At 67.7% G+C, this 11,641-nt stretch carries 13 protein-coding genes; 8 read left to right on the top strand and 5 right to left on the bottom strand.

The window, feature by feature from the left end:
• Positions 1-61: 61 nt before the first annotated feature.
• The 3 genes from DNK89_RS21995 to DNK89_RS21980 all read left to right on the top strand — a co-directional run bounded on the left by DNK89_RS21995 (position 62) and on the right by DNK89_RS21980 (position 2,409).
• Positions 62-415, top strand: coding sequence for a hypothetical protein (locus DNK89_RS21995; RefSeq protein WP_238990895.1), 354 nt, complete (start codon positions 62-64; stop codon positions 413-415).
• Complete coding sequence (locus tag DNK89_RS21990; protein ID WP_110961828.1) at positions 412-1,647, top strand: phospholipase A; 1,236 nt, start codon at positions 412-414, stop codon at positions 1,645-1,647. Before DNK89_RS21995 ends, DNK89_RS21990 begins: the two co-directional genes overlap by 4 nt.
• Positions 1,648-2,019: 372 nt before the next feature.
• On the top strand, positions 2,020-2,409 hold the full coding sequence (locus tag DNK89_RS21980) for a hypothetical protein (protein WP_008903515.1): 390 nt from the start codon (positions 2,020-2,022) through the stop codon (positions 2,407-2,409).
• A gap of 87 nt (positions 2,410-2,496) precedes the next feature.
• On the opposite strand, the gene DNK89_RS21975 is transcribed toward DNK89_RS21980, so the two are convergent.
• Positions 2,497-2,976 (bottom strand): universal stress protein, encoded by a 480-nt coding sequence (locus tag DNK89_RS21975; protein ID WP_110961902.1) that lies wholly within the window; start codon positions 2,974-2,976, stop codon positions 2,497-2,499.
• A 123-nt stretch (positions 2,977-3,099) separates the two neighbouring features.
• Here DNK89_RS21975 and tgt point away from each other — a divergent pair, with 123 nt between their 5' ends.
• From tgt to DNK89_RS21950, 5 genes are all read left to right on the top strand, one after another.
• Positions 3,100-4,272, top strand: coding sequence for a tRNA guanosine(34) transglycosylase Tgt (gene tgt / locus DNK89_RS21970; protein WP_110961901.1), 1,173 nt, complete (start codon positions 3,100-3,102; stop codon positions 4,270-4,272).
• Positions 4,273-4,464: 192 nt separating this feature from the next.
• Positions 4,465-4,863 (top strand): hypothetical protein, encoded by a 399-nt coding sequence (locus DNK89_RS21965; protein ID WP_110961827.1) that lies wholly within the window; start codon positions 4,465-4,467, stop codon positions 4,861-4,863.
• Positions 4,864-5,003: 140 nt separating this feature from the next.
• Complete coding sequence (locus DNK89_RS21960; protein WP_110961826.1) at positions 5,004-6,146, top strand: diguanylate cyclase; 1,143 nt, start codon at positions 5,004-5,006, stop codon at positions 6,144-6,146.
• Between the two features lie 27 nt (positions 6,147-6,173).
• Positions 6,174-6,743, top strand: a complete 570-nt coding sequence (locus DNK89_RS21955; RefSeq protein ID WP_110961825.1) for a PAS and helix-turn-helix domain-containing protein — start codon at positions 6,174-6,176, stop codon at positions 6,741-6,743.
• A 116-nt stretch (positions 6,744-6,859) separates the two neighbouring features.
• A complete protein-coding gene (locus DNK89_RS21950; RefSeq protein WP_238990894.1) occupies positions 6,860-8,215 on the top strand; it encodes a diguanylate cyclase in 1,356 nt (451 codons plus the stop codon).
• A gap of 34 nt (positions 8,216-8,249) precedes the next feature.
• Here DNK89_RS21950 and DNK89_RS21945 read toward each other — a convergent pair whose 3' ends face one another.
• The 4 genes from DNK89_RS21945 to DNK89_RS21930 all read right to left on the bottom strand — a co-directional run bounded on the left by DNK89_RS21945 (position 8,250) and on the right by DNK89_RS21930 (position 11,393).
• The gene (locus DNK89_RS21945; protein ID WP_108627145.1) at positions 8,250-9,302 is read right to left on the bottom strand and encodes a zinc ribbon domain-containing protein; all 1,053 of its coding nucleotides are present in this window, start codon (positions 9,300-9,302) and stop codon (positions 8,250-8,252) included.
• A gap of 118 nt (positions 9,303-9,420) precedes the next feature.
• The gene (locus DNK89_RS21940; protein ID WP_203422460.1) at positions 9,421-10,215 is read right to left on the bottom strand and encodes a DUF2145 domain-containing protein; all 795 of its coding nucleotides are present in this window, start codon (positions 10,213-10,215) and stop codon (positions 9,421-9,423) included.
• 71 nt (positions 10,216-10,286) lie between these two features.
• Entirely contained in the window at positions 10,287-10,772 is a 486-nt protein-coding gene (locus tag DNK89_RS21935) for a hypothetical protein (protein WP_370220956.1), read from the bottom strand.
• 132 nt (positions 10,773-10,904) lie between these two features.
• Entirely contained in the window at positions 10,905-11,393 is a 489-nt protein-coding gene (locus DNK89_RS21930; protein WP_110961821.1) for a YiaA/YiaB family inner membrane protein, read from the bottom strand.
• Positions 11,394-11,641 lie beyond the last annotated feature (248 nt).

Below are 11,641 nucleotides of genomic sequence, written 5' to 3'. Positions count from 1 at the left end.
TACAAGCGCCATCGGCCAAAAAGGCCCACAATCCACTGCGGCATGCCCTACGGCGGCAGACATGGACCACCAACACCTGCAGGGCCAATGGCGCGCCGAGCTGCAGGCCCCTGCGCCGGGGGACCAGCCCACCACCGCCACGCTGCAACTGGGCCCGCACCCCGAGCTGGCACAGAGCGTGCGTGGCACCGTGGTGCGCGGCGGCACCACGGCCCAGGTCAGTGGTGACGTCGATGGCGGCGACCTGACCCTGGAAGAATCGATCAACGGCACCAACATCAGCGCCACCTGGACAGGCCAGGTGGTCGATGGAAGTTGCGGCAAGGAAATACGCGGAACATGGAACAACGCCCACCCCACCCCCACCACGCCGTCGGCACCGTTTGTGCTGCGCAAACAGGCGGCCTGGCAATGAGCGCTGCAACGCGCGTGCCCGCAGCGCCCCATCGGCACCGCTCTCTGGCCCTGCTGCTGGCGGCCGCCCTGGCCCCGGCCGGCGCGGCGCTGGCGCAATCAGCCCCAGCCGCAGCCACCGGCGCCGCAACAGGGACCGACGCAGCCCTGCGCCGCTGCACCGCTATGTCCAGCGACAACCAGGCGCGCCTGGCCTGCTTTGATGCCTGGGCGGCCGAGCAGGCGCAGGCAGCTCCTGCGGGTGGGCAGGCGTGGCAAGCCACAGCGGCATCAGCCAACGCCAGCGGCGCAACGTCTTCGTCGGCCGTGCCACCCCCGGTGGACGCCACGCTGCCCGCCACGCGCATCATCGACGTGGCGCGCACCGAAGGCTGCCGCGACCCACAGTACAGCGACCTCTCCCGCTTCTGGGAGCTGGAGACGGGCACCGACTGCGGCACGTTCAGCTTCCGCGGCTACCGTCCGATCACGGTGTCGGTGGTGGCATCGAGCAGCGTGAACCGCCAGCCCACATCGGATGCCGACGGCAACTCGGCCACCGACTCCACGCCTTACCGCCGCACTGAAAACCGCATCCAGCTGTCCGTGCGCACCAAGATCGCCCAGGGCATGCTGACCCAGGGCCACCCCACGCTCAAGGACTCGCTGTGGTTTGGCTACACGCAGCAGTCGTACTGGCAGCTGTTCACGCCCGAGATCTCGCGCCCCTTCCGCGCCACCGACCACGAGCCCGAGCTGATGTACGTGTACCCCACCACGGCGCAACTGCCGTTTGGCTGGAAGTGGCGCTACAGCGGCATCGGCCTGGTGCACCAGTCCAACGGCCAGAGCAAACCCCTATCGCGCAGCTGGAACCGCGCCTACCTGATGACCGGCATCGAGCTGGACAACCGCCTCAGCGTGAACGCCCGTATCTGGAAGCGCATACCCGAAAGCGCGGGCAGCGACGACAACCCGGGCATCAGCGACTACATCGGCCGGGGCGAGTTGTCGCTGCTGTGGAACGTGAACAAGGACAACACCCTGGGCGCCACCGTGCGCCACACGCTGGCCAGCAGCGACCGGGGCTCGGTGCGCGTGGAGTGGCTGCAGGCCCTGGGTACCGGCCTGTTTGGCAGCAAGAGCAACCTGCGCCTGCACACCTCGCTGTTCAGCGGCTACGGCGACAGCATGATCGACTACAACCGCAAGCGCACGGTGTTCAGCGTGGGGTTGAGTCTGGTGGACTTCTAGAGGCCATCCCCCTGAGCGGCTGCGCCGCTTCCCCCTTCTCTCGCCTCGCTGCGCGAGTCGGGAAGGGGGACGCCACCAGCGCGGCGGGGCGGCCCTTGCGCGGTGGCCCTGGGGTGGGCCGCGCCCGCTGCACAGGCCCGAGACAGGACACAGCCCAACGCTACCAGGGGCCGCGCGAGTCTGCTCACAACTCGTTACGACATCCTTCTCAAGTTTCTCTGGATGGCGCCGACACGCGGCCACAATGGCACGCGCACAGAAACCGGCGTGGCCCCCAGTGAGAGGCGTTCAAAAAGAGCCCCTTTCCCACCGTTTTACCTGCCATTGCCTGCAGCGTGCCCCTCGACAATGCCGACAAAGAGGAACACACCCATGGACATGCAATACCAGCTCAAGGCAGGCAGCTACTACCTGTATGACATGCGCGAGGCGCCCAGCGCCGTCACGGGTGAACGCCGCTTCAAGCTCAAGACCGACACCGTGGCCATTGCGTTCGACAAACACACGGGCGAGGTGCACCAGCATGGCAGCCCCACGCGCATCCAGTCGTGGGCCAACAACACGCGCCGCCGCCTGCGCGCTGCCGGGGCGCAGGACGTGGCCAACGACATCGTGGTGGTGTCGGGACCGCTGCCGGTGGATGAACTCAACAAGTGCCTGTGGGTGCGCGGCTATGTGCGCCGCATGTTCTCGCGCCTGGCCACCCTGCCCCATGGCAAGCTGCAGCGCCCGGCGGCCGAGCCGTTCCGCAAGGCGGCCTGAGCCCGACGCCTCTTCATCCCATTTCCCCCCTCAGGGCCGCACACAGCGGCCCTGGTCGTTTTGGGGGGGCCGAAACGCTTCAGGGTCTCAGACCTCGGCGTCCTCGGCCACGTCGCTGTCCGCGCCCTCCAGCACCTCGGCATGCTTGACGATGGTCACCGGCACGGGGCTGGCATGCGCCACCTCATGCGACACGGAACCCAGCAGCGCACTGGTGATGGCGCCCTGGCCCTTGGCGCCGATGATGACCATGTCGCAGCCCGACCGCTCGATCATGTCCACCAGCGTGTGCGCCACGTCGCCCACCCCCACATCGGTTTCGTAGGCCACCCCGGCGGCATCGAGCAGCGCGCGTGCCGGGGCCATCAGGTGCTCGCCCGCCTCCAGGCTGGCGGCGGCGATCAGGTCGGGGTCGCGCGTGGTGACCAGCTCGTATAACGTGGCGGGCTCCTGCACATTGGCCAGCACCATGGTGGCCTGCAGGCCCTGGCGCACCAGGGTCAGCGCGTGGTGCACGCCGTCCAGGGAGAGTTCAGAGCCATCCACTGCGATGAGGATCTTGAGCATGGTGTTCTCCTTGAGTGAGTCAGTGCAGACCAGTGTAGCCACGCCATCGTCCAGCGCCAGCCTATGCCCTTGCGCCATGTCTGGCAGGGCGCTTTCAGCCTGTCTGGGACAATGCGGCCCATCATGCTGCAGTTCGAACTCCTCAAAACCGACCCCTCCAGCCACGCACGCCGTGGCCAGCTCACGCTCAACCATGGCGTGGTGCAGACCCCCATCTTCATGCCTGTGGGCACCTATGGCACCGTCAAGGGCGTGATGCCACGCAGCCTGCACGACATGGGCGCACAGATCATCCTGGGCAACACCTTTCACCTGTGGATGCGCCCGGGCCTGGACGTGATGCAGAGCTTTGGCGGCTTGCACGGCTTTGAAAAATGGGACAAGCCCATCCTCACCGACTCGGGCGGCTTCCAGGTCTGGAGCCTGGGCGCCATGCGCAAGATCACCGAAGAAGGCGTGACCTTTGCCAGCCCCGTCAACGGCGACAAGCTCTTCATGTCGCCCGAGGTGAGCATGCAGATCCAGACCACGCTCAACTCCGACATCGTGATGCAGCTTGACGAGTGCACACCGTACGAGACCAAGGGCCACAAGACCACCGAGGCCGAGGCGCGCAAGAGCATGGAGATGAGCCTGCGCTGGGCCAAGCGCAGCCAGGACGAGTTCCACCGCCTGAACAACCCCAACGCGCTCTTCGGCATCGTGCAAGGCGGCATGTACAAGAACCTGCGCCAGGAGTCGCTGGAGCGCTTGGTCGAGATGGACTTTCCCGGCTATGCCGTGGGCGGCGTGAGCGTGGGCGAGCCCAAGGACGAGATGCTGGACATCATGGCCCACACGCCGCACCGCCTGCCCGCCAACAAGCCGCGCTACCTGATGGGCGTGGGCACGCCCGAGGACCTGGTGCAGGGCGTGGCCGATGGCGTGGACATGTTCGACTGCGTGATGCCCACCCGCAACGCGCGCAACGGCACGATGTTCACTCGCTTTGGCGATCTGAAGATCCGCAACGCCCGCCACAAGGCCGACCACAAGCCGATGGACACCAGCTGCACCTGCTACGCCTGCGCAGGCAGCTCGGGCGTGTCGTGGGACGACGGCGGGCGCGAAGGCTTCAGTCGTGCCTACCTGCACCACCTGGACCGCTGCGGCGAAATGCTGGGCCCCATGCTCACCACCGTGCACAACCTGCACTACTACCTGAACCTGATGCGCGAGGTGCGCGAGTCGCTGGAGGTCGGCACCTTTGGCCAGTTCCGCGCGCAGTTCAAGGCCGACCGGGCGCGCGGCGTGTGAGCGGCAGATTCGCCCTCCGCCAGTTTGCTATGTTTTACGTAGCACACTAGGCAAGATCCACTAGCGCATCGGGCCAAAATCATTCCAAAAATCCTGCGCCATCTGCTGCACTGGCCCCTGCGGGCCCTCACGGGCCTGGGCAGCGGCCTGCTCGCCCTGCTGATCCTGTTCGAGGAATGGGGGTGGGAGCCATTGCAGCGCCTGCTGGCGCGCATCGGCCGCTGGCCGGGCCTGCGCTGGGTGGAGGGCTGGGTGCGCTCCCTGCCGCCCTGGGCGGCGGTGGCCTTGTTTGCGCTGCCCACGGCGCTATTGTTGCCCATCAAGCTGCTGGCGCTCTGGGCCATCGGGCGCGGGCATGTGGTGCTGGGCATGCTCGTCATCGTGCTGGCCAAGGTGGTGGGCACGGCGGTGGTGGCGCGGCTGTTCACCCTCACGCAGCCTGCGCTCATGCAATTGCGCTGGTTTGCCTGGACCCACGCGCACTGGATGCAGCTCAAGCATGCCGTGATGGAACGTGCCCGCGCCTCGTGGGCCTGGCGCGTGGCGCGGGTGATCCAGCGGCAGTGGAAGAAGCGGTGGCGCCAGCGCTGAGGACCAGCCCCCCGGAATCCACCCTGCGCCGCGCTGGCATCTGTCACCTGTCACTTCTTTCGGCCACCATACGGGGGGACATAGACCACCCGATCTGATCCGCTCCAACAACTGCCATCACACGACCGCCACGCAGCGCCATGGGTTTACAGCTTGACCTCCCCACCGTCCTCCTGCTCTACAAGACCGCCCTGGTCGCCGGCGCGCTGAGCATCTTCCATGTCAGCCGGCATTCCTGCCGTCCGCAAGGGCTCCGGCCGCTGTCGGCGGCCTACCTGCTTCTGGCCGTCGGCGCCGAGCTGGCGGGCCAGGGCGAGTACCAGGTGCTGCCCCAGTGGCTGTGGACGCACACCAGCCTGCTGCTGGGCACGCTGGGCTACATGCTGGTCTGGGCCGGCGTGCGGACCCTGAGCGGGCGCCGGCGGGTTTCGTTGCCTCTGCTGGCGGCCGTGCCGGGCGGCTGGCTGGCACTGGGCATCGCCACACAATTTCCGCTCGACAACCTGCTGCGCGCGGGCGCCTTCCACCTGACGGCCGCGCTAGCGCTGGCGGCGGCGGCCCACGAGGTCTGGCGCGACCGCCACACCGAGCCCCTGCCCTCGCGCGGGCTGCTGGCAGGGCTTTTGCTAATCAGTGCCGGCCTGTTTGCACTGCAGCTGTTTCTCATCGCGACGCACGCCACCAGCCCGCTGGGGTTTGCCCGTGTGTTCTACGCGCAGATGTTCTGCCACTTCGGCGTAGCGCTCATGGTGTCGTCCCTGTCCAACGAGCGGGCCGAGGTGCGGCTGCAAAAGGTGGCCCAGACGGACACGCTCACCGGCATCGGCAACCGCCGCTGGCTCATGTCCATGCTGCCGGCGCAGCTGCCAGTGGGTAGCGCCATCGCGCAGCTGGACCTGGACCACTTCAAGCACATCAACGATCGCTTTGGCCATGCGGCGGGCGACCGCGTGCTGCGGGCCGCGGCCGAGGCCCTGGGCGGCGAGTTGCGGGGGTCGGACCTGCTGGCCCGCTGGGGCGGTGAAGAGTTTCTGGTGTACCTGCCCGACGCAACGGCAGAGCATGCGGCGGCCGTGGCCCAGCGCCTGTGCAGCGCGGTGCAGAACATCCGTCTCACAGAAGCGGGGGAGGGCATCCCCGTGACCGTGAGCATCGGCATGGTCTGCGTGACCTCTGGCGGCGGCAACTGGGCCGAATGGCTAGGCGCCGCCGACCAGGCGCTGTACGACGCCAAACACGCAGGCCGCAACCGCGTGGTGGTGGCCGCAGGGCACCGGGCCTGATCCCGGCCTGCCGCACAATCCCGCCCCATGCCTACCGCCCTCCAAGCCCCCTTGAATGAAGCGCTGGAACTGGCCTTCAACCTGGCCCCCGTCGGCATGTGCGTGACGCGCGAGCGCTGCATCGAGATCTGCAACGACGCCTTTGCCCGCATGTTTGGCTACGAACAGGCCGAGCTGCTGGACCAGCCGCTGGCGCCGCTGTATCCGTCGATGGACGAATTCACCCACACCGGCAACCTGGGCCTGCCCGCCATGATGGACACCGGCAGCTACAGCGACGAGCGAGTGATGCGCCGCCGGGACGGCACGCTGTTCTGGTGCCATGTGGTGGGCCGCGCGCTGGACCGCGCCCAACCGTTTGCGCGCGCGGTGTGGATGTTTGAAGACATCTCGCACCGCCGGGTGGTCAGCACCCCGCTCACGGTGCGTGAGCGCGAGGTGGCGCAGCACATCGTGACCGGCGCCACCAGCAAACAGATTGCCCGCCACCTGAACATCAGCCACCGCGCGGTGGAGGCCCACCGGGGGCGGCTGATGCGCAAGCTGGGCGCCACCAGCACCGGCGAATTGGTGGCCCTGCTGCTGGGCATGCCCTGACACCGGGGACAATCGGGGCCCACGCGCCCCTCCACGCACCCGCGCACGCATCTGCTGCCCACATGCCGCCCACCCTGCCCCGCCTTTTTGCCCCTGCCCGGACCGTCCCCCCGCCTGTGGCCTGGGCAGGCCTGGCGCTGCTGATCTTTGCCGCCTGCCTGGTGGGCATCTTTGCGCGGCCCATCGGCTTTTTGTCGGCGTTCTGGCCTGCCAATGCGCTGCTGCTGGGGCTGCTGGTGCGCTACCCGCATCTGGCACGGCCACCCGCCTGGGTGGCGGCCGCAGTGGGCTATGTGGCAGCCGATCTGGTCACCGGCAGCGCATGGGGCATGGCACTGTGGCTCAATGCCGCCAACCTGCTGGGCGCCACCGCCGGCTGGCTGGTGCTGCGGGGGCTGGACGAGCGCATCCTGCGGCTGCAGCGCACCGTGGCGGCGCTGTACCTGCTGCTGGCAGCACTGGCGGCCAGCGCGGTGGGTGCGCTGGCAGGCTGCGGCGCGGCACCGGTGTATTTCGACTCTCCGTGGACGGACCTGCTGTCGCTGTGGTTCAGCACCGAACTGATGAACTACATGCTCATCGTGCCCGTGGTACTGGCTGCGCCGCGCGCGGCAGATCCCCCCTCGCACACCCAGGACACCCCCCTGTTCTGGCGCGTCGCACCCGTCAGTTCGCTGGTGCTGGCCGAGGGCATCCGCACGCTCATCGGCGGGCCCGGCATGCTGGCTTTTGTCGTGCCGGGGCTGCTGTGGTGTGCATTGAGCTACAGCGCCTTCACCTCCAGCCTGCTGTCGCTGGTGGTGTGCCTGTGGACCATGGCGGGTGTGGCCACGGGTGTGCTCAATTTCACGCCGGCCCATGCGGGCGATGTGTTCTCGCTGCGTGTGGGCGTCACGCTGCTGGCCCTGGGACCCCTGGCCGTGGCCTGTGCCAGCGCGGCACGCGCCGAGGCCCTGCGGCGCCTGCACCATGCCGTGCGCCACGACGACCTGACGGGCGTGCTGGCCCGCCGCGCACTGCTCAAACAGGGCGATCGCCTGCTGGAGCGCTACCAGCGTGAATCCACCGGGCTGGCGGTGATGATGGTGGACGTGGACCACTTCAAGCAGGTGAACGACCAGCACGGACACGGCGCGGGCGACCGACTGCTGGTCAGCATTGCGCAGACCATGGCGCGCGCACTGCGCGCCGACGACGTGCTGGGCCGCATGGGGGGCGAAGAGTTTGCCGCCGTGCTGCCCGGCGTGTCCCCCACCGAGGCCCAGGCCATTGCCGAGCGGGTGCGCAGCGCCGTGGAACGGCAGGCGCTGGATGCGACACAGGGTGGCCCCCAGCGGGCCACCGTCAGCATCGGCCTGGTACACAGTGCCACCCTGGGCGCAGAGGCAGATATGGACACCCTGCTGCTGGCCGCCGACACGGCCCTGTACCGCGCGAAGGCCGAGGGGCGCAACCGGGTGATGGTGGGCTAGGCCAAGCCCCGCATTGGCCCCAGCGCAGCCTGCCTCACTCCTGCGCCAGCTTCACACCCGCCCCGGTGCCGCAGGCATGGCAGAACCGTGCAAACGCGCTCTTGCGGGTGTTGCAGTGGCCGCAGTGGTCGAACAGGCCGATGCCGCAGTGCGGGCAAAAGTCGATCTTCTCGTTCTTCAGGTCCACGGGCCGCTCGCAGCCGGGGCACACGCTTTTGGCCAGGCGGGCCAGGGCCACGTCATAGCTCAGCTCCTTGCGGCGCTCCTGGTCGGGCAGGGCCTCGGCCAGCTTCTGGCGCTCCAGGTAGCGGTTGAGCGCCTGGATGGCGTAGCGCCCCACCACGGCCGTCACGGCAATGCCCACCACGTAGCGCACGTAGCCGCCGTAGCTCGGCAGGTAGGGCACCAGCTCCACAAAGAAGGCAAACAGCGCAAAGAAGATGAAGCCCCACACAAACGGCCAGTAGGTGCTCTTGCGCTTCTTGACGAACAGCCAGCCGGCGGCGGCCAGCAGCGGCAGCGTGAGGGCCAGGCGGTACAGGAACACGCGCAGCTCGACCTTGCGGCGCTCGGCGGCGAGCTTCACGTAGCCGTCAGACTCCATCTGGTTGAGCTGCTCTTGCCGGGCGGCCGCCGCCTGGCGGGCATCGAGGGCGGCCTGTTGCTGCGTCTCCACCGCCTGCTGGGCCTTGCGCTCCACCAGCTTGAGGGCGTCGAGCGCCTGGGTGCGCGCGATCACCTCAGGGTCTTGGTCCGCCCGCTGCGTGGCGCTGCGCGTGGACAGCCAGTTGTTGAAGCTCTCCCGCTCAGCCTGCACCTCGCTGCGCACCTTGCTGCGCTGCAGCTGGGCCTGCTCCAACGCGGTCTGCGCGTCCTGCTCGGCCTGGCGCGCCGTTTTGACCTCGGCACGCAGCTTGTCGGCTGCGGTTTTGTCCAGAAAGTCGTCCACCCGCAGCGGGGTCTCCACCTTGGGCAGATCGCCCACGATGGTGCCGCCCAGCCCGATGAGGAAGCTGGCAAACACCAGCGCCACCAGCCACAGGCCACGACGGAACCATTTTTCGGACAGTCTCAGGGACTTGCTCATGTTCTTCTCCTCGGTGGCGCTGTGCGCCGGGTTGGGTGCGCGCGGTAGCGCACCGGCGAATGCTCTTCTTTTTATAGCTGTCAACGCATGTATTGATTGCGCTTTCTGGCATTTTGATTCAATTTTTGATCGCCAGCACCACCGGTGCGGCTGCCAGCTGGGTGCGCTGCATCCAGGCCAGCACCGAGTCAACGGTCACGGTCTCGATGCGGTCCGAGAACCGCTTTTCGTTCGGATGGTCGTCAAACGCAATGTTGGCCGACCCGACCCGCCCGCCCATGCGCGTGAGCGGCCCCAGCCTGAGAGTCGTGGGCTCATACCCCTTGAACTGCAGCCAGGCCTGCGCCTGGTCGCGCGAGCGCACGGTGGCGGGCTCCATGGCCATCGCCAGGGTCTCCAGCGCCCACTGGTTGGACTGCTGGTATTTGCGGCCCCACGCGTAGCTGACCATGCTGTAGGGCAGGTGCTGCAGCGTCTTGGTGCGGCCCTTGTCCTGCAGCACGGCCAGCAGGCGCTGCTGCACCTCGGGCGTGGGCACGGCGTACACGGCCTCATAGCGCCACAGGTCGTCCAGAAAGAACTCGCCCAAGCCCTGGCGGTACAGGTGGCCCACCGCAGTGCCACATTCGTTGAGCTTGTGCGCCACGCGCCACGGGCCTTCGGTCGTCTTGTAGGCCCAGCCAAAGTGTGAGTAGCGCAGGCCGTATTTGGAGAGGTCCTGTCCCGCACGGGCCAGGGCCACCACCTGCACGCCCGACTTGGCGTGCTCGGCATCGAGCGCGGCCGAGGTCTGCTCGGCCAGCTTCATGCCGCGCTCGATCACCTGCGGCGGAACGGGCTTGCGCGATTCGCAGGAGCGGCCAGCGTGTGCCGGCGTGGCGGCCAGCAGCGCGGCCCCTGCGAAGAACACCATGCCCACCACCGCAGGGATGCGCTGCACGGGGTCGCGGCCAAGGTTCAGGGCTTTCATCATCGCGCTGCTCCTCACAGGCGCTCGTTGTGCAGCAGCGCACGGCCGATGGCATTGGGCACGAAGGCAATCGCCTCACCCGCTGCCGACAGGATCACGCCCGTGCCGATCACGCTGCAGGTCACCACGGTGCCCACCGCGTAGGCCGAGCCCGCCACACCACGGCCGACCACCTCCACACTCACCTGCGCACCATCCGAGGCACGCTCCAGCAGGTACACCGTGCCCACGGCCGAGGCCTCCACCGCCCGCACCGTCAGCACCGCGCCGCCTACCGACAGCGCCGCCGGCACTGTCACCACCGCACCGGCGGCCGCCGAGGCCACCGACGCTGTGCCCACCACCGAGGCCACCGGCAACATCGACAGCGCGGCAGAAGCCTCGCTCTGCGCCCTGGCTGGATTGGCAACCACCAGGGCCGCACACACCACACCGGCCGCCAGCAGGGCGCGGGGCAGGCGTGCCGCAGAGCCCCACGAAGAAAACACGGTATTCATCATCATTCACTCCTCAGGGTACGGCCCGCCCACACCCCCAAGGTGCGGAACAGACCGGGTCGAAAGACCAGAAAGAACCAGAAAAAAATTCGTCCAGAAGGGCGGCGGGTTGCCGCCTGCGCACACCGGGTGCGATCAGTTCACGCTGCTGCTCTGGGCGGCAGCCTGTGCCGCCTCGCGGCGGCCTTGCAGGCGGGCTTCGAGCAGGTCGGCCTCGTGGCGGTCTCGCAGCATCTTGGCCAGCGTGAAGGCGGTGGTGATCAGGTACAGCCAGCTCACGCCCAGAAACGCCTTGTAGGTCACGTTGATGTCCATGCTCAGCAGGCCCCAGCCCGTCAGGCCCATGGCCACCGCAAAGCCACCCCACACCACCAGCTTCCACATGGGGGTGTCGCCACCGCCACGGCGCGAGGCGCTTTCGTTGTCCCGCACAAACTTGGCCAGCACAAAAGCGGCCGAGAGACAGAACACGTAGCCCATCACCATGAACGCCTGCTCCAGTTGCTCGCCCGGCAGCCATGCCAGGCCCACGGCGCACAGAAAAACCGCGATGCCGAACGAGACCCACACCTGCAGCTGCCAGGCCTTGGTGTCACGCTGAACAACGATGGGAGAAGAAGACATTGCTGTGGTGCCCAGAGGGCGTTGGTTGAACACGGAACAAATGGTGCCCAGACGTAACTTGCGTGTCTGCATTGAACCGTAACAGTGGCCACCGGCAGGCCATCTGGTATCGTTTTGCGATACTTTTTCTCAGTAAACGGGGTGTAAGCCGTTGTTCAGGCCCTACGCGGCCCTCGCCATGCACCTGCGCGACAGAGGCAGCAGGCAGGGCCACAGAGAATGGCGGCCTCTCCGGGCAAGGCAGCTTC

This window comes from Acidovorax sp. ST3, assembly GCF_003231145.1.
Lineage (GTDB): Bacteria > Pseudomonadota > Gammaproteobacteria > Burkholderiales > Burkholderiaceae_C > Acidovorax.
The sequence above is the reverse complement of the archived record's forward strand: the minus strand, read 5'-3'. Positions and strand labels throughout refer to the sequence as shown.